This is a genomic window from Bradyrhizobium sp. 187 (genome assembly GCF_023101005.1).
Lineage (GTDB): Bacteria > Pseudomonadota > Alphaproteobacteria > Rhizobiales > Xanthobacteraceae > Bradyrhizobium > Bradyrhizobium canariense_D.
Genome location: NZ_CP064693.1, coordinates 929,073 through 947,276, shown reverse-complemented (window position 1 = coordinate 947,276; position 18,204 = coordinate 929,073). Strand labels below are relative to the sequence as shown.

At 63.1% G+C, this 18,204-nt stretch carries 16 protein-coding genes; 9 read left to right on the top strand and 7 right to left on the bottom strand.

What is annotated here, in order from left to right:
• Positions 1–14: 14 nt before the first annotated feature.
• The 4 genes from IVB19_RS04580 to IVB19_RS04565 all read left to right on the top strand — a co-directional run bounded on the left by IVB19_RS04580 (position 15) and on the right by IVB19_RS04565 (position 3,521).
• Positions 15–191: a hypothetical protein gene (locus IVB19_RS04580; RefSeq protein ID WP_157642888.1), complete on the top strand. Its 177-nt coding sequence runs from the start codon at positions 15–17 to the stop codon at positions 189–191.
• 72 nt (positions 192–263) lie between these two features.
• Positions 264–1,316 (top strand): Ldh family oxidoreductase, encoded by a 1,053-nt coding sequence (locus IVB19_RS04575; protein WP_018453394.1) that lies wholly within the window; start codon positions 264–266, stop codon positions 1,314–1,316.
• Between the two features lie 36 nt (positions 1,317–1,352).
• A complete protein-coding gene (locus IVB19_RS04570; RefSeq protein ID WP_018453393.1) occupies positions 1,353–2,720 on the top strand; it encodes an LLM class flavin-dependent oxidoreductase in 1,368 nt (455 codons plus the stop codon).
• Between the two features lie 15 nt (positions 2,721–2,735).
• Positions 2,736–3,521, top strand: a complete 786-nt coding sequence (locus tag IVB19_RS04565; protein WP_018453392.1) for a fumarylacetoacetate hydrolase family protein — start codon at positions 2,736–2,738, stop codon at positions 3,519–3,521.
• A 103-nt stretch (positions 3,522–3,624) separates the two neighbouring features.
• On the opposite strand, the gene IVB19_RS04560 is transcribed toward IVB19_RS04565, so the two are convergent.
• Positions 3,625–4,080 (bottom strand): Lrp/AsnC family transcriptional regulator, encoded by a 456-nt coding sequence (locus tag IVB19_RS04560; protein ID WP_018453391.1) that lies wholly within the window; start codon positions 4,078–4,080, stop codon positions 3,625–3,627.
• A 153-nt stretch (positions 4,081–4,233) separates the two neighbouring features.
• Between IVB19_RS04560 and IVB19_RS04555 the strand changes: the two genes are divergently transcribed.
• Together IVB19_RS04555 and iaaH are read left to right on the top strand one after the other, a co-directional pair.
• A complete protein-coding gene (locus tag IVB19_RS04555; RefSeq protein ID WP_018453390.1) occupies positions 4,234–7,683 on the top strand; it encodes an indolepyruvate ferredoxin oxidoreductase family protein in 3,450 nt (1,149 codons plus the stop codon).
• 75 nt (positions 7,684–7,758) lie between these two features.
• Positions 7,759–9,183: an indoleacetamide hydrolase gene (gene iaaH, locus IVB19_RS04550; protein WP_018453389.1), complete on the top strand. Its 1,425-nt coding sequence runs from the start codon at positions 7,759–7,761 to the stop codon at positions 9,181–9,183.
• Here the strand turns inward: iaaH and IVB19_RS04545 are convergent.
• The gene (locus tag IVB19_RS04545; RefSeq protein ID WP_247299329.1) at positions 9,178–10,089 is read right to left on the bottom strand and encodes a LysR family transcriptional regulator; all 912 of its coding nucleotides are present in this window, start codon (positions 10,087–10,089) and stop codon (positions 9,178–9,180) included. The two genes, iaaH and IVB19_RS04545, sit on opposite strands and share 6 nt — an antisense overlap.
• 275 nt (positions 10,090–10,364) lie before the next feature.
• Here IVB19_RS04545 and IVB19_RS04540 point away from each other — a divergent pair, with 275 nt between their 5' ends.
• From IVB19_RS04540 to IVB19_RS04530, 3 genes are all read left to right on the top strand, one after another.
• Complete coding sequence (locus IVB19_RS04540) at positions 10,365–11,546, top strand: HlyD family secretion protein (protein WP_247821048.1); 1,182 nt, start codon at positions 10,365–10,367, stop codon at positions 11,544–11,546.
• 117 nt (positions 11,547–11,663) lie between these two features.
• Positions 11,664–13,277: an MDR family MFS transporter gene (locus IVB19_RS04535; RefSeq protein ID WP_018453386.1), complete on the top strand. Its 1,614-nt coding sequence runs from the start codon at positions 11,664–11,666 to the stop codon at positions 13,275–13,277.
• A 29-nt stretch (positions 13,278–13,306) separates the two neighbouring features.
• A complete protein-coding gene (locus tag IVB19_RS04530; protein ID WP_026232523.1) occupies positions 13,307–13,768 on the top strand; it encodes a carboxymuconolactone decarboxylase family protein in 462 nt (153 codons plus the stop codon).
• A gap of 158 nt (positions 13,769–13,926) precedes the next feature.
• On the opposite strand, the gene IVB19_RS04525 is transcribed toward IVB19_RS04530, so the two are convergent.
• From IVB19_RS04525 to IVB19_RS04505, 5 genes are all read right to left on the bottom strand, one after another.
• Positions 13,927–14,787 (bottom strand): D-amino-acid transaminase, encoded by an 861-nt coding sequence (locus tag IVB19_RS04525; protein ID WP_018453384.1) that lies wholly within the window; start codon positions 14,785–14,787, stop codon positions 13,927–13,929.
• Positions 14,788–14,909: 122 nt separating this feature from the next.
• On the bottom strand, positions 14,910–15,641 hold the full coding sequence (locus tag IVB19_RS04520) for an amino acid ABC transporter ATP-binding protein (RefSeq protein WP_018453383.1): 732 nt from the start codon (positions 15,639–15,641) through the stop codon (positions 14,910–14,912).
• 8 nt (positions 15,642–15,649) lie between these two features.
• Positions 15,650–16,342: an amino acid ABC transporter permease gene (locus IVB19_RS04515; RefSeq protein WP_018453382.1), complete on the bottom strand. Its 693-nt coding sequence runs from the start codon at positions 16,340–16,342 to the stop codon at positions 15,650–15,652.
• 4 nt (positions 16,343–16,346) lie between these two features.
• Positions 16,347–17,078 carry an amino acid ABC transporter permease gene (locus IVB19_RS04510; RefSeq protein ID WP_026232522.1) on the bottom strand — a complete coding sequence of 244 codons (732 nt, stop codon included), beginning with the start codon at positions 17,076–17,078 and terminating at the stop codon, positions 16,347–16,349.
• A 115-nt stretch (positions 17,079–17,193) separates the two neighbouring features.
• Positions 17,194–18,105, bottom strand: coding sequence for an amino acid ABC transporter substrate-binding protein (locus IVB19_RS04505; RefSeq protein WP_026232521.1), 912 nt, complete (start codon positions 18,103–18,105; stop codon positions 17,194–17,196).
• Positions 18,106–18,204 lie beyond the last annotated feature (99 nt).

Here is an 18,204-nt window from a genome sequence, read left to right as displayed (position 1 = left end):
TCCCGGATGACGTTATGACCGGCGATCGCCTAAGTGGTCGTTATTGCGCGCTGCAAACCATCGATCAAAGTGAACGAGCTGCGAACGACCTGCGCCAATCTGTCGAAAATGCCACCGCGCGGGACGAATCTTCGCCCGACGGCCCTGCTCGCTGCGAATTTGCAGCCCTGTATTGGTTTACAGGAGATTGATATCGCAGCCGCGCTTTGAGACCATGGCGCCCAACAAGCAGCCTGTTAAGGGCACCATGCCGGGGAAGCGCCATGCCGATCGTCCATGCCGACCGCCTCACGCGCATCAGCGCAGCGCTGCTTCGGGTTGCCGGGGCTTCCGAGGAAGAGGCCGACGCGGTCGCAAACGGCTGCGTCAACGCCAATCTCGCCGGCCACGATTCCCACGGCGTGATCGCCATTCCCACCTATGTTGACCGGATCAAGGCCGGCCACATCGTGCCCGGCGCCAGATGGACCATCGTGCAGGAATCGCCGACGACGACCGTGATCGACGGCCAGTGGGGTTTTGGCTTCCACGTCAACGCCAAGGCGATGGCGCTGACGATCGAGAAAGCGAAGACGGCGAATGTCGCCGCCTGCACCGTGTTCCGGCAAAGCCATGTCGGCCGCCTCGCCGCCTATCCGCTGATGGCAATGCGCGAAGGCATGATCGGGATCGCAACGGCGGATTCCGGCCGTTCGCCGAAGCATGTGGCGCCATTCGGCGGCAAGGAGGCACGGCTCGGCACCAATCCGATCTCGATCGCGGTGCCGTCCGACCTCGATGCGCCGTTCTACCTGGACATGGCGACCTCTGCGGTCGCGGCCGGCAAGATCCAGCTCGCGGTCGCCCGCGGCGAGGAAATCCCGCCGGGGTGGATCATCGATGCCGAGGGACGGCACACTACCGATCCAACCCAGTATCGCAAGGGCGGCGCGCTGCTGCCGCTCGGCGGCACCGAGGGCTACAAGGGCAGCGGCCTCGCCGCAATGGTCGAGGTCCTGTGCGGCCTGCTCACCGGCCTCGGTTTCGGCGTCGAGCCCACGGGCCGGCACAATGACGGCTGCTTCATGGCCGTGTTCAACGTCGCCGCGTTTCGCCCGCTGCAGGATTTCAAGCGCGAGGTCGCCGAGTTCGCACACTATCTCAAATCGACCCCGCCCTCCGAGGGCAGCAAGGGCGTGTTCTATCCCGGTGAGATCGAGGGCTTGCGTGAGCAGCAGCGCCTGCGCGACGGCATCGAGATCGAGGATGCGACCTGGGAAAAACTGCGCGCGCTGGCGCGCGAGTACAGGCTCGACACGGTCCTCGACCTGGCCTGACGGATTTCGGCCTGACGCAATTCGGAGAACAGCAGCATGACGCGGCAGATGGTACTGGTCGGCTTCCTTCAGGCCCAGAACTGCACGAATTTGCCGAGCTCGTGGCGACATCCGGACTCGCGCGACGATTCGATGTCGGCGGACTATTATCAGGAGATCGCCAAAATCCTCGAAGCCGGCAAGTTCCACATGGCCTTCTTCGACGACCGGCTGGCGATGCCGGACCGCTACGGCAACGATCACGCCCACACCGTCGAATACGGCATCCGCTGCGTGAAGATGGATCCGCTGATCGTGCTGACGACGATGGGCATGGTGACGGAGAAGCTCGGGTTGGGTGCGACCGGCTCGACGACTTATTTCGAGCCCTTCGACATCGCCCGCCGCTTCGCAACGCTCGACCTGATGTCGGGCGGACGCGCCGGATGGAACGTCGTGACCTCGCTCAATGACGGCGAGGCCTTCAACATGGGCCGGGATTCTCATCCCGAGCACGACGCCCGCTATGACCGCGCCGACGAATTCATGGAGATCGTTCTCGGCCATTGGGACACCTGGGAAGACGGCGCGCTCATCATGGACAAGACGAGCGGCCGCTTTGCCGATCCGGCCAAGGTGAAGCGGCTCGATCACAAGGGCCCATTCTACAAGTCCCGCGGTCCCTTCACGGTGCCCCGCTCCGACCAGGGCCATCCCGTGATCATCCAGGCCGGCGCGTCCGGCCGCGGCCAGCGCTTTGCAGGACGATGGGGTGAGGTGATCTTCACCGCTGCACGCAATCTCGCCGCCGCCAAGGAAGGCTATGCGTCGGTGCGTAACGAGGCCGCGAAAGCCGGCCGCGATCCGGAGGCGATGTTCCTCTGCAACCTGACGACACCGGTTTGCGCCGCGACCAAAGCCGAGGCCGAAGACAAGATGGCGCTGATCAACAAGCTGCCGCTGCAGATCGACGCGCTGTCGCTGCTGGCCGAAGCGCTCAACTACGATTTCGCCTCCAAGGATCTCGACGAGCCGCTGACGACTGCAGAGCTGAAGAGCATGCAGGGCATTCTGGGCATCCGCGACGGCGTGCTCAAGAACTCCGGCAAAAGCAATCCGAGCGCGCGCGACTTCGTCACCTTCTCCGGCCGCGGCCAGGTCCAGGATGCGATGGTCGGCGGTCCCAAGGAGATCGCGGACAAGCTCGAAGAAATGTTCGTTGAGCGCGGCTGCGACGGTTTTGTCATCGCCGCGACCTATGTGCCCGGCTCCTATGCCGATTTCGTGCAACATATCGTCCCGGAATTGCAGCGGCGCGGATTGTTCCAGAAGGAATATCGCGGCAAGACGCTGCGGGAAAATCTCGGGCTCAAGCGGCCGGCTGCCGGCGACTGGAAAGTGCAGCCGCGCGATGCCGCGGAATAACAACGGAGACACGGCATGCGCTGGCTGAAATTCACCGCTGCGGACAAGACGTCCTGGGGGATCGTCGAGGGTGACCAGGTCATCGCGATCGAGGGCGATCCCTTCGGAGAATGGCAACGCACCTCGCGCACGTATCAGCTCTCGCAGGTCAAGATCGAACTGCCGCTGATTCCGCGCACCTTCTACTGCGTCGGCTTGAATTACCTCAAGCATCTGAAGGAAGCCGCCGACAAGCGCGGCGAAGTGCCTGCTGTCCCCGACCGCCCCGAGATCGGCTATCGCGCGCAAAACGCGCTGATTGCGCATGACGAGGACGTCGCGATCCCGTCCTTTGCGACGGACAAGATCCACTACGAAGGCGAACTCGTTGTCGTCATCGGCAAGAAGGTGAAGCATCTCACCAATCAGAATGCGATGGATTGCGTCTTCGGCTACACCATCGGCAACGACGTCAGCGAGCGCAGCTGGCAGAAGGCCGACCGCAGCCTGTGGCGCTCGAAGAACGCCGACACGTTCAAGCCGATGGGCCCGTGGATCGAGACCGAGGCCGACCTCGACAAGATGGAAACGATCGTCCGGGTCAACGGCAAGGAGACCAACCGCTTCCACACCAACGACATGATCTTTGGCGTGGTGCCGTTCCTAGTCGAGCTGACCAAGTATTTTACGCTATGGCCGGGCGATGTGATCTGGATGGGCACGGATGGTGCCTCGCCTGATATCAAGCACGGCGACGTCGTGGAGATCGACATCACCGGCATCGGCACGCTGCGGAACAGGTTCGTGCGGGAGGAGCGGTGATCCTCATCCTGAGGAGCTTGCGAAGCAAGCGTCTCGAAGGATGAAGGCCCGGTTGTGGCGTCGCGCTTCGAGACGGCCGCTACGCGGCCTCCTCAGCACAAGCTCAAAACGGCAGCGCGACGCCCGTCTTGATCTCCTTCAGCACCACGTTGCTTCTGACATAGCGGATGCCGGGAATGCGGAACATGAAGTCGTCGAGGAATCTGTTGTACGCCGCCATATCCTGCACGACGACACGCAAATGGTAATCGGCATCGCCCGTGGTCGCAAAGCACTCCAGCACCTCACGCCGCGTGGTCACCCGCGCGACGAACTCGTCGACGAATTTTGCGTCGTGCCGTTCCAGCGAGACGTGGAGGATCGCGGACATCGCAAAGCCGGCCTGCTCGCGCGCGACCAGGGCCGCATAGCCCCGGATGGCACCGCTCTCCTCCAGCGCGCGCACCCGGCGCCAGCATGCCGAAGTCGACATGCCGACTGCGTCGGCGAGCTGCTGGTTGGTGGCGCGGCCGTCCTTCTGAAGATAGGCGAGAATCCGCGCGTCCTGGTCTTCGATCATGGAAACCACCAAAATGGATTAATCTACCTTCCCGTAGATCGTTTTGGATAACTCTACCATAATAGGTACGCCATTCGGAAAGAAAGGTAAGACCTACCAGTTGCCCAGGCTTACCCTTCTCCCATCCGGCAAGGATGCCGTGGGGAGGTCCGCATGGCCGCCATTTCGTCTCTCGATCCTTACGAGCTTTCCGACCGCTACGATCGCGAACGGGGCCGCGTCTTCCTCACCGGCACGCAGGCCATCGTCCGCATCGCGCTCGACCAGGTGCGGCGCGACCGTGCCGCGGGGCTGAACACGGCGGGCTTCATCTCAGGCTATCGCGGCTCGCCACTCGGCGGGATCGACCTCGAGCTGTGGCGCATCCACGAGCGACTGAAGCGGGACCGCATCGAATTCCTCCCCGCAGTGAACGAAGATCTTGCCGCGACCGCCGTGCTCGGCTCACAACAGGTCGAGACGCAAGCCGACCGCGAGGTCGATGGCGTGTTCGCTCTCTGGTACGGCAAGGGCCCCGGCGTCGATCGCTCCGGCGATGCGCTGAAACACGGCAACGCCTACGGCTCCTCACCGCATGGCGGCGTTCTGGTGGTCGCCGGCGACGACCATGGCTGCGTCTCGTCCTCGATGCCGCACCAGTCCGACGTCGCCTTCATGAGCTGGTTCATGCCGACGCTCCACCCCGCAAGCGTCAGCGAATATCTCGAATTCGGTGAATATGGCTACGCGCTGAGCCGCTTCACCGGCATGTGGGTCGGCTTCAAGGCGATCTCTGAGATCGTGGAATCCGGCGCGTCCGTCGCGCTGCGCCCACCGCGGGCCTTCCACGCGCCAGACTTCACGCCGCCACCCGGCGGCCTGCACTATCGCTGGCCCGATCTGCCCGGCCCGCAGATCGAGGAGCGGCTGGAGGCGAAGAAGCACGCGGTCTACGCCTTCGCAAAGGCTAATCCGATCGATCGTCACATCTACGACATCCCGGACGCCACCTACGGCATCGTCACCACGGGCAAGGCCCATCTCGATCTGATGGAAGCGCTGCGGCTGATGGGTCTCGACGAAGCGGACTGCCGCAGCATCGGCATCGACATCTACAAGGTCGGCATGGTCTGGCCGCTGGCGCTGCATGACGCGATGGCGTTCGTGAGGGGCAAGCGCGAGATCCTTGTCGTCGAGGAGAAGCGCGGCATCATCGAAAGCCAGTTCAAGGAATATTTTTACGATTATCCGGGCGAAAAACCCGAGCGCATGGTCGGTAAGCATGACGAGCAAGGGGCGCGGCTGATCTCCTGGATCGGCGAATTGTCACCGCGTGCGCTCGCTGGGGTGCTCGCACGCCGTCTCGATCCGATGTTCCCAGGCCTCAATCTCGCCGCACGCGCAGCCGGCTTGATGCCTGAGGCCTCGCGCACGATCAACGTCAGCGGTGCGACGCGTACGCCCTATTTCTGCTCGGGCTGCCCGCACAATACATCGACGAAAGTGCCCGAGGGTTCGAAGGCGCTGGCCGGCATCGGCTGTCATTTCATGGCCAGCTGGATGGACCGCGAGACATCGTCCCTGATCCAGATGGGAGGCGAAGGCGTGAATTGGGCCGCCTCGTCACGCTTCACCGGCAACAAGCACGTGTTCCAGAATCTGGGCGAAGGCACCTATTATCATTCGGGTTCGATGGCGATCCGGCAGGCGATCGCCGCCAAGGCCAACATCACCTACAAGATCCTGTTCAACGATGCCGTGGCGATGACCGGCGGCCAACCCGTCGACGGCCCAATCAGCGTCCACGCTATCGCGCACAGCGTCCGCGCCGAGGGCGTTGCGCGCATCGCGCTGGTGTCGGACGATCCGGCGCAATTTCCGCCAGGCGATCTTCCGGTCGGCGTGTCCCTCCATCCGCGCGAGAAGATGGACAGCGTGCAGCGCGAGCTGCGCGATATTCCCGGCGTCTCGGTGCTGATCTATCAGCAGACCTGCGCGACAGAGAAACGGCGTCGCCGCAAGCGTGGACAGATGATCGATCCCAAACGCTTCGCCTATATCAACGATCTCGTCTGCGAAGGCTGCGGCGACTGCTCGGTCGAATCCAACTGCCTCAGCGTCGAGCCCAAGGAGACGCCGTTCGGCCGGAAGCGCCGGATCAACCTCTCATCCTGCAACAAGGACTTTTCCTGTCTCAACGGGTTCTGCCCGAGCTTCGTCACCGTCGAGGGCGCGAGGCGCCGGAAGAAGGGCGCGAGTCGGATCGACGCGGTCGGCCACGCGGCCACGCTTCCCCTGCCCGCGCCCGCAACGCTCGACCGTCCCTATGATCTGCTCGTCACCGGCGTCGGCGGCACCGGCGTGATCACGGTCGGCGCGCTGATCGGCATGGCGGCCCACCTCGAAGGAAACGGTGTCTCGGTGCTGGATTTTACCGGCTTTGCGCAGAAATTCGGGCCGGTGCTGAGCTACATCCGGTTGGCCGCATCCCCCGACGCATTGCACCAGGTCCGTATCGACCAGGGCGCGGCCGATGCGCTGATCGGCTGCGACCTCGTCGTCAGCTCCTCGCCGAAGGCGTCCGGCACCTATCGAAAAGGTACGCGCGCCGCGGTCAACACCGCGGAGATGCCGACCGGCGACGTCGTCCGCTTCCGTGACGCCGATCTCGCCTCACCCGCCCGCCTGCGTGCGATCGGCCAGGTGATCGGCGACGGCAATCTCGACACCATCAACGCCAATGCGCTGGCCGAGCGCCTGCTCGGCGATGCCGTCTATGCCAATATCGTCATGCTGGGCTTTGCCTGGCAGCGCGGGCTGCTGCCGGTCTCGCTGTCGGCGCTGTTGCGCGCGATCGAGCTCAACGGCGTCGGGGTCGAAAGCAACAAGCAGGCTTTCGCCTGGGGCCGGATTGCAGCCGCCGATCCCGACTTCTTGCCGAAGGTGGACGAAGCGCCGAAGGCCGAGACGCTCGACCAGCTGATCGACCGCCGCGCCGACTTCCTCACGGCTTATCAGAACGATGCCTACGCAGCGCGCTATCGAGAGCGCGTTGCAAGTGTTCGCCATGCCGAAGCCAGCCTGAATAGCGAGGCATTGACCCAGGCGGTCGCGCACGCCCTGTTCAAGCTGATGGCCTACAAGGATGAGTACGAGGTGGCGCGCCTGCACATGCAGACCGGCTTCCTCGACGAGTTGAAAGGCGAATTCGAAGGCGACTTCAGCATCCAATATCACCTTGCCCCGCCGTTCCTGCCGTCGAAGCGCGATGCCCGCGGACGTCCGCGCAAGCACGCCTTCGGACAGTGGATCCAGATGCCGCTCGCCATGCTGGCGCGGGTGAAGGGATTGCGCGGGACGCCGTTCGATCCGTTCGGCTACACGGCGGAGCGGCGCGCCGAGCGGGAACTCATCACCTGGTACGATGGCGTCATCAAACGGCTGCTCGGCGGACTCGACGCGGCGCAACTGCCAAGCCTGGTCGCCATTGCAAAAGCGCCGATGGATATCCGGGGCTACGGGCCGGTTAAGGACGCCGCGATCGGGAAGGTGAAGGCCGAGGTCGAACGGCTGTTCGCCGAGCTCAATGCGCCATCACCTGCAAGGATGCGCGCCTACGGTTGACGGAGCGCCGACGAGACTTCAGCCTCTGGAGCCGAGGGGCGCCCTGATGGCGCTCCTGCAACCGGGTGACGCCTCATGGATTTCGACCAGTTGACCCTGACCCAGGCTGTGGCCGACCTCCGCGCCGGAAAAGTCACGAGCACCGCGCTCACGACGGAAGCTCTCGCCCGCGCCAAGGCCAATGCCGATCTGAATGCCTTCGTCACCCTGGACGAGGCCGGCGCTCTGAAGGCTGCGGCCGCATTCGACGCGAACGACAACAAGGACAAGCCGCTCGGCGGTGTTCCCATCGTGATCAAGGACAATATCGAGGTCACGGGGCTCCCCTGCAGCGCAGGAACGCCGGCGCTGAAGCATTACGTTCCGAGGGCCGACGCGCCGGTGGTCGCAAAATTGCGCGCGGCGGGCGCGGTCATCATCGGCAAGACCAGCATGCACGAGCTCGCTTTCGGCATCTCCGGCTACAACACCGCATTCAAGACCGGCGCGGAGTTCGGCGTGCGCAACGCCTATGACCGCACCCTGATCGCGGGCGGCTCCTCCTCAGGAACGGGCGTCGCGATCGGCGCGCGGATCGTCGCGGGCGGGCTCGGCACCGACACTGGCGGATCGGTCAGGGTCCCCGCCGCACTGAATGGATGTGCCTCGCTGCGTCCGACGGTGGGACGCTATCCGCAAGCTGGCATCGCGCCGATCTCGCACACCCGCGACACCGCGGGCCCGATGGCGGCGACCGCGGCGGATGTCGAACTCCTCGACCGCGTCATAGCAGGTGGCGAAGCCGTTCAGGCGGCCGATCTGAAGCAGATGCGAATCGGCATCGTGAGGTCGATGCTGACAAATCTCGACGCTGACACCAACGCCGCTTTCCAGGCAGCAGTGGCGAAGATGAAAGCGCAGGGTGTCACGATGGTCGAGATCGAAATGCCGCAACTGGCCGAGTTCAATGGCCAGGTCAGCTTTCCGGTCGCGCTGTACGAAGCCTATGACGATCTGGTCGCCTATCTGGACCACACCGGCACGGGCCTCAGCATCGAGGCGATGGCAAGGGACATCTCCAGCGCCGACGTCAAGGGCACCTATGATGGCCTGGTGATCCCGCGCAAACTGCCTGCCCCCGATGGCACGCTGGTTGACGCCAAGCCGATCTATGACGCCGCGATCAATAGTGCACGCCCCGCGCTCCAGGTGCTTTACAGCAGGACTTTCGCCGACAACCGGCTCGATGCCATCGCCTTCCCGACCACGCCGCGCGTCGCCATTGCCTCCAATCCGGATTCCAGCAGCCTCGAGAATTTCGGGTTGTTCATCCAGAACACCGATCCCGGCAGCAATGCCGGCATTCCCGGCATCCAGATCCCGATTGCGCTCGGCGCGGTCAGCAAACTTCCGATCGGACTCGAGCTGGATGGCCCTGCAGGCAGCGACCGCCGCCTGCTTGCGCTCGGCATGGCGCTTGAAAAAGTGTTCGGACGGCTGCCGGCGCCACCCCGCTCATGAATAGGGATTGATCAGCTTCTGCTGCTCGGCGCTGTGATGCACGAGCATGTCGATAAAGGTCCTGACCTTCGCCGACAGATGATGCCGGTGCGGATAGACCGCGTTCATCGACATCTCGACGGGACGATATTCGGGCAGAAGGCGAACGAGATGACCGGCTTCGAGATCGCCCTGGACGAGAAAACCGGCCATCAGGCAGACGGCAGCGCCTTCCAGCGCCACCTTTCGCAAGGCCTCACCGCTGTTGGTGATAAAGCTGCCGGAGATGCGCACCGATGCCGGCGTGCCCTTGCGATCGAAGAAGCGCCAATCTTCGCCGAACGGATAATTCAAGTGACGGGCGCAATTGTGCGCGGTGAGCTCATCGAGCTTCTGCACGCGACCGTGCCTTTCGAGGTAGTCGTGCGAGCAGCACAGCACGTGCCGCCAGGTTGCGAGGCTGCGAACGATCAGGCTCGAATCCGGCGGCGCGGTCATGCGCAGAGCAACGTCATAGCCTTCTTCGATGAGGTCGATTTCGGCCTCGCCCATCCGCAGATCGATCTTGAGCTCCGGATAGGACGACAGGAGCTTCGCCACCACGGGCGCAACGAACGGCACCATGTGCGTGGCGACGTGGATCCGTAGCGTGCCGCGGGGCACCGACTGCAATTCGCTCGCGATATCGTCGGCCTGTTTGATTTCGGCGAGTATCTGGATGCAGCGGTCGTAATAGGCCTTGCCGATGTCGGTGAGGCTGACCTTGCGCGTGGTGCGCTGAAGCAGCCTCACGCCGAGCCGGTCTTCCAGCGCCTGGACGTGATTGCTCACCATGGTGGTCGACATGTTGAGCTTGCGGGCTGCTGCAGAGAAGCCGCCGGTCTCGACCACCCGGCTGAAGACTTCGAGACTGGTCAATCGGTCCATGCCGACTGATTATCCGCTCTTGAGAGATAATCGCAAGGAATTCCGTCCGATTATCCATCAAACCGCTCCTGCGGGCAGCGCGGATGCGTTAGCCGCAATCCCTCGACAGGCGCGGCAATCGCTCTGGGGCAGTCGTACCTCCGGCTCGATAGATCATACGGGCCAAGGCGAGATCCCGGGACTATCCACTGTCAGCGGATAATCCTTTCGGCATTTCGCTGATTATCGATCGGACGAGGAAGACCGATAGTCTGGGTCAGCCGAAGGAGACTGCCATGTCCGAGATGCCCCGCACCAAAAACTTTCAGCAAGCGACTGAAATACCGCAAGCTACCCCGACGGCGCCGGTGCGTGGTCCCGCCCGGAATACGGTCCGGCGGGCGGCGCTGGCGCTCGCGTTCCTTGCGGGCACGGCTGCGGTTGTCCATTACGGACACGACTACCGGGTCAACGGCCGTTATCTCGAGACAACCGACGACGCCTATGTGAAGGCCGACTCCACGATCATCGCGCCAAAGGTCTCGGGCTACATCGCCAAGGTGCTGGTCAGCGACAACGAAAAGGTCAAAGCGGGCCAGCTGCTGGCGAAGATCGACGACCGCGACTTCAAGGCGGCGCTCAATCAGGCCCGCGCCGATGTCGCTGCGGCGGAAGCGGCAGTGCGGAACCTCGACGCCCAGCTCGAACTCCAGCAGCCGATCATCGAGCAGAGCACAGCCGATGTCGCTGCTGCGGACGCGAATCTGAAATTTGCGCAGGAGGAGCGCGCCCGCTACGACGACCTGATGAAGTCGGGCTCCGGCACGATTCAGCGCGCGCAACAGACTGACGCCGCGTTGCGCGCCAGCAACGCGCAACTGCAACATGCCAGGTCGGGCCTCGTGGCCGCGCAACGCAAGGTCGACGTGCTCACGACCCAGCGCGCGCAGGCTACTGCCCAGCTCGAACATGCGCGTGCGGTCGCGGAGCAGGCGACGCTCAATCTCTCCTACACCGAGATTACCGCGCCGGTCGACGGAACGGTCGGCGCCCGCTCACTGCGCGTGGGACAGTTCGTGCAGGCCGGCACGCAATTGATGGCGGTGGTGCCGCTCGATGCGGTCTATGTCGTGGCGAATTTCAAGGAGACGCAGCTCACACATGTCCGCGCCGGCCAGCCGGTCGAGCTGCACGTCGACAGTTTCCGCAACCAGACCCTGCGCGGCCATGTCGACAGCCTGTCGCCGGCGAGCGGCCTTGAATTCGCATTGCTGCCGCCCGACAACGCCACCGGCAATTTCACCAAGATCGTGCAACGGGTGCCGGTGAAGATCGTGCTCGACGACCACAGCCTGACCGGCCTGCTGCGCCCCGGCATGTCCGCGGTGCCGACCGTCGACACCAAGCAGACCGTGCTGGCCGAGCGTGAGACGGCGAAGCATCTCGCCGACAACGCGGCCCGTCCGAACGGCGGTTGAAGCCGGAAAGGTCCGGCGGGACTATCAAGTCCTACCGGATGATCCTTCCCAAACTTGGTCGATTATCGAAACGAACTGCCTGATCCATCCTGTCTCCGTAACCGAGACGAGGCTTCCATGAGCACGCTCCAACCGACCGTTAATACCACGGCCGATATCCCCGCTCCCGTCGCGGCCCCCGCAACGCCCGCCGTCTCGACCAAGACCTGGATCGCCGTGATCGGCGCGACGCTCGGCGCCTTCATGGCGGTGCTGAACATCCAGATCGTCAATGCCTCACTCGCCGATATCCAGGGCGCGATCGGCGCCGGCATTGATGACGGCGGCTGGATCTCGACCTCCTATCTGATCGCGGAGATCGTGGTGATCCCGCTGTCCGGCTGGCTGGCGCAGGTGTTCTCGATCCGCATCTATCTCCTCACCAATGCGGTCCTGTTCCTGGTCCTGTCAGCCGCCTGTGCGTTGGCGCAAGACCTGCCGCAGATGATCGTGCTGCGGGCGGTGCAAGGGTTTACCGGCGGCGTGCTGATTCCGATGGCGTTCACACTCATCATCACATTGCTGCCGCGCGCCAAGCAACCCGTGGGCCTTGCGCTGTTCGCGCTGTCGGCGACGTTCGCGCCCGCGATCGGCCCGACCATCGGCGGCTATCTCACCGAGAATTTTGGCTGGCAGTACATCTTCTATGTCAACGTTGTCCCCGGCACGATCATGGTCGGCATGCTCTGGTACGCGCTCGATGCAAAGCCCATGAAGCTGTCGTTGCTGCGCGACGGCGACTGGGCCGGCATCATCACCATGGCGATCGGATTGTCGGCGCTGCAGACCGTGCTCGAGGAAGGCAACAAAGACGACTGGTTCGGCTCGCCCTTCATCGTCAAGCTGTCCGTCATCGCGGCCGTGGCGCTGAGCGCCTTCCTGATCATCGAGCTCACCGTGAAGAAGCCGCTCCTGAACCTGCGTCTGCTGGTCCGCCGCAATTTCGGCTTCGGCATGCTCGCGAATTTCCTGCTGGGAATCGCGCTCTACGGCTCGGTGTTCATCCTGCCGCAATATCTGGCCCGCATCCAGGGCTACAATGCCGAGCAGATCGGCATGGTGCTGGCTTGGACCGGCCTGCCGCAGCTGGTGCTGATCCCGCTGGTCCCGCGGTTGATGCAGAAGCTCGATGCGCGGCTCATCATCGGCGTCGGCTTCGTCCTGTTCGCGGCCTCCAACTTTATGAACATCTACATGACCGGCAACTATGCCGCCGATCAATTGCTCTGGCCCAATGTGGTTCGTGCGATCGGCCAGGCGCTGGTAATGGCGCCGCTGTCTGCGGTGGCGACCTCAGGCATCGAACCGGAGAACGCGGGCTCGGCCTCCGGCCTGTTCAACATGATGCGCAACCTCGGCGGCGCCGTCGGCATCGCGCTGTTGCAGACCCTGCTGACCAAGCGCGAGCAGTATCACTCCAACGTGCTGATGCAGTCAGTCTCGCTGTTCGAGCAGGCGACGCGGACGCGGCTGGAACAGCTCACCCAATACTTCGTCAATCACGGCATTCTCGATCGGGCGGACGCGTTGCATCGCGCCTATGTTGCGATCGGCCATATCGTGCAGAAGCAGGCCTATATCCTCGCCTTCAGCGACACCTTTTATCTGCTCGGCGTGGCCCTGATCGTCGCGCTGATCGCCACCCTCTTCCTGAAGAAGGCCGGCCACGCCTCGGCCGGCGGCGCCCACTGACGTCAACCCAGCCAGCAAGGAGAACGACCATGAAACCCCGCATGAATTTCTACCAGGCCGCACCCGACACGATGAAGGCGCTGATGGCACTGGAAGAGCAGATCCAGTCGACGGGCCTTGAGAAATCGTTGATCGAGCTCGTCAAGATCCGGGCGTCACAGATCAACGGCTGCGCCTTCTGCATCAACATGCACACCGAGGACGCCCGCAAGCGCGGCGAGACCGAGCAGCGCATCTATCTGCTCAACGCCTGGCGCGAATCACCGCTCTACACCGACCGCGAGCGCGCGGCGCTGGCCTGGACGGAATCAGTGACGCTGATCTCCGAGACGCACGCGCCTGATGACGTCTACGAGCAGGTCCGCCCGCAATTCTCCGACGCGGAGACGGTGAACCTGACCATGCTGATCGGCGCCATCAATGCCTGGAACCGAATCGCGATCGCGTTCCGTGCGGTTCATCCGGTGAAGGTGAAGGCATCGGTGGCGTGAGGTGCTGATGTGTGGAGGCCAAACTGCCTCAATACATTCGCCTGTCATGCCCCGGCTTAACCGGGGCATCCAGTACGCCGCGGCTTCTCGAGTCCAGCACTCCCGTCACGGAGTACTGGATCGCCCGGTCAAGCCGGGCGATGACGGCGGTAGGTAGCTTAAACCGCCGTCGCCTTCGCGAACTCCACGTAGATCTCGCGCAGCCGCATGGCGATCGGGCCGGGCTTGCCGTCGCCGACCTTCTTGCCGTCGATCGCAACCACCGGCTGGACGAACAGCGACGCCGAGGTGGCGAAGGCTTCCTTGGCGGCGAGCGCCTCGGCGACCGTGAAGGAACGCTCTTCGACGCGGAGCTGACGCTCTTCCGCCAGCGCCACCACCGCCTTGCGGGTGCAGCCCGGCAGGATCGCGTTGGAGTTCTTGCGGGTCACGATGACGTCGTCCTGGGTCAGGATGAACGCTGAAGACGAACCGCCTTCGGTGACGTAACCGTCTTCCAGCATCCAGGCTTCGCCCGCACCGGCTTCGGCCGCGGCCTGCTTTGCCAGCACTTGCGCCAGCAATGCTACGCTCTTGATGTCACGCCGCTCCCAGCGGATGTCGGGCACGGTGATCACATTGATGCCGGTCTTGGCCGAGGCGGCGTTGATGATGTCCTTCTCCGACGTGAACATCACCAGGCTCGACTTGACGTCGCCCTTGGGGAAGGCGAAGTCGCGGCCCTTGTCGGCGCCGCGGGTGACCTGGAGATAGACGAGGCCGTTCTCGACCTTGTTGCGTGCAATCAGCTCCTGCTGGATCTCGGTGATGCGCTCGACCGTCTCCGGGAGCCTCAGCTTGATCTCGCCGACCGAGCGCTCCAGCCGCGCCAGATGCGAGGCATTGTCGACCAACTTGCCGTCGAGCACGGCCGAGACCTCATAGATGCCGTCGGCGAACAGGAAGCCGCGATCGAGGACCGAAATTTTGGCGTCCGAAAGCGGGACGAATGAGCCGTTGACATAGGCGATCGGATCCAAGGCAGGTCTCCTGGCGGGAATAGGGATTACCCGCTGGTATAAGGGATTTGTCGGTGCCACGAAACCCTCAACCCGTCATTCCCGACCGGCGCCAGGAGGCACGTCGCGGAATGACAGTGGGATCAATGCGACAGAATCTTCGACAAGAACTTCTGCGCGCGGTCGCTGCGGGGCTTGCCGAAGAAATCGTCCTTCGGGGCGTCCTCGACGATCTCGCCGCGGTCCATGAAGATCACGCGGTTGGCGACCTTGCGGGCAAAGCCCATCTCGTGCGTCACGACCATCATGGTCATGCCCTCATGGGCGAGGTCTACCATGACGTCGAGCACCTCGCTCACCATTTCGGGGTCGAGCGCCGAGGTCGGCTCGTCGAACAGCATGACGATGGGATCCATCGCGAGCGCGCGGGCGATCGCCACGCGCTGCTGCTGGCCGCCGGACAGGTTCGCGGGAAATTTTTGCGCCTGTTCCTTCAGGCCGACCCGCTCCAGCAGCTGCATGCCTTTCGCCACCGCCTTGTCGCGCGACCGGTCGAGCACCTTCTGCTGCGCGAGGCAGAGATTATCAATGATCTTCAGATGCGGAAACAGCTCGAAGTGCTGAAAAACCATGCCGACACGCGCGCGCAGCTTGGGCAGATTGGTCCTGGGGTCGTTGACCTTAGTGCCATCGACGCTGATGTCGCCTTTCTGGAATGGCTCCAGCGCGTTGACGCATTTTATCAGCGTCGACTTGCCTGATCCCGACGGACCGCAGACCACGACCACCTCGCCCTTGGCGACGCTGGTGGTGCAGTCGGTCAGCACCTGGAAGGCCGGGCTGTACCATTTGTCGACGTGGCTGATCTCGATCATGGCAAACTCTATCGAATGATGGCGATGCGCGCCTGCAGGCGGCGAACGCCGAAGGACGCGATACAGGAGATGGTGAAGTAGACGATCGCTGCGAATAGATACATTTCGACCAGACGGCCGTCGCGCTGCGCGACCTTGCTAGCCGCACCGAGGAAATCGGTGATCGACAGCACATAGACCAGTGAGGTGTCCTGGAACAGCACGATGGTCTGCGTGATCAGGACCGGCAGCATGTTGCGGAAGGCCTGCGGCAGAACGACGTAGCGCATGGTCTGGGCGTAGGTCAGGCCGAGCGCGTTGGCTGCGGCCGGCTGGCCGCGCGAGATCGACTGGATGCCGGCACGCATGATCTCGGAGAAGTACGCGGCCTCGAACATGATGAAGGTGATGAGCGAGGACGCGAACGCGCCGACACTGATCGGACGCGACGCGCCAGTTACCCATTGCCCGATATAGGGCACCAGGAAGTAGAACCAGAAGATCACCAGCACCAGCGGCAGCGAGCGCATGAAGTCGACATAGACGCCCGCGATGCGGCCCAGCACCTTGTAGCCGGACAGCCGCATCAGCGCGATCGCCGTGCCGAAGACGAGGCCGCCGAGTGCAGCAAGCCCGGTCAGCATCAGCGTGAACGTCATGCCCTCATAGAATAGATAGGGCAGCGTGCGGATGATGACCCCGAAATCAAAATTGCTGAACATGGCGCTACTTCCCCGTGATGTAGCCGGGGATCGCGACCCAGCGCTCGAGGAAGCGCATCGCGGTCACGACGACGGCGTTGACGAGGAGATAGAGGATGGTCGCAGCGGTGAAGGCCTCGAACACCTGGAACGAGAATTCCTGCATCGAGCGCGCCTGGCCGGTCAGTTCGAGCAAACCAATGGTGATGGCCACAGCCGTGTTCTTGATGGTGTTGAGGAACTCGGACGTCAGCGGCGGCAGGATGATGCGAAAAGCCATCGGCAGCAGGATGTAGCGATAAGCCTGCAGGGTCGTCAGGCCGAGTGCGGTCGCCGCCATCTTCTGCCCGCGCGGCAGCGATCCGATGCCGGCCTGCAACTGCACGGCGACGCGCGCCGACATGAAGAACCCGATGCCAATCGCGGCCGTCCAGAACGGCGCGTTCGGCAGTTGTTTCAGCCACAATCCCGCGGACCTTGGCAACACTTCCGGCAGCACGAAAAACCACAGGAAGAGCTGCACCAGCAGCGGCATATTGCGGAAGAATTCAACATAGGCAAAGCCGAACCAGTACGCTCCCTTCGACGGCAGTGTGCGCATCACGCCGACGATCGATCCGGTGATCAGCGCGATGATCCAGGCGAGCGCACCCGTCTTGAGGGTCAGCACCAGGCCCGACAACAGCATGTCGAGATAGGTGCCGGTCCCCATCGGGTTCGGCTGGAAAAAGATTCCCCAGTTCCAGTTGTAGTTCACGTGTCCCCCGCGCGAACGCGCCAGTCATCGATGTCCTGGCGCCTATGCAAATGTCCGGCCATCCTGGAGTCAAGATGGCCGGACACGATCCCGATCGAAAGATCGAGGTTATAGCTTACTTATAATCGTCCGGGTTTGGCGAGTCCGTCGGCTTGGCAAACTCGTTCTTCAGCTCGGCCGAGATCGGCGTGTTGAGATTGAGGCCCTTCGGCGGGATCTTCTGCGTGAACCACTTGTCGTAGATCTTCTGGCCCTCGCCGGAGGTGTAGAGCGCAGCGGTCGCCGCGTCGACGACCTTCTTGAAGGCCGCGTCGTCCTTGCGCAGCATGATGCCGTAGGGCTCAGGCTTGGAGAACGCGTCCTTGGAGATGACGTAGTCATCGGGCGACTTCGAGCCGGCAACGAGGCTCGCGAGCAGGATATCATCCATCACGAAGGCGACCGCACGGTCGGTCTCGACCATCAGGAAGGCCTCGGCGTGGTCCTTGGCCGGAATGATGTTTGCGCCGAGGCTTTTTGCAACATTGGCCTCGGTGAGCTGTTTGATGTTGGTGGTGCCGGCAGTGGAAACCACCGATTTTCCCTTGAGGTCGTCAATCGCCTTCAGGCCACTCGACTTCTTGAAGACGTAGCGGCTGGCGGTCAAATAATGGGTGTTGGTGAAGGCAACCTGCTTCTGGCGCTCGGCATTGTTGGTGGTCGAGCCGCATTCGAGATCGATGGTGCCGTTCGCCATCAGCGGGATCCGGGTCGCCGAGGTCACCGGATTGAGCTTGACCTCGAGCTTGTCGAGCTTGAGCTCCTTCTTCACGGCGTCGACGATCTTGTAGCAGATGTCCATCGCGTAGCCGATGGGCTTCTGGTTGTCGTCGAGATAAGAGAACGGGATCGAGGAGTCGCGGAAGCCGAGCGTAATGGCGCCGGTGTCCTTGATGTTCTTGAGCGTGCCGGTCAGCTCCTCGGCCCCGGCCTGGCCGACGGCGAAGGTCGCGGCGAGCGCGAGGCCGATGCTACGGAAATGTTTCACGTTTTGGTCCCCTTTCAGGATGATGCCGGCGGGATGCAAGCACAAATTGGGTTGGAATAGAATGTGACTTTTGGCTGGATCGCGGCTCCGGTTAACGGC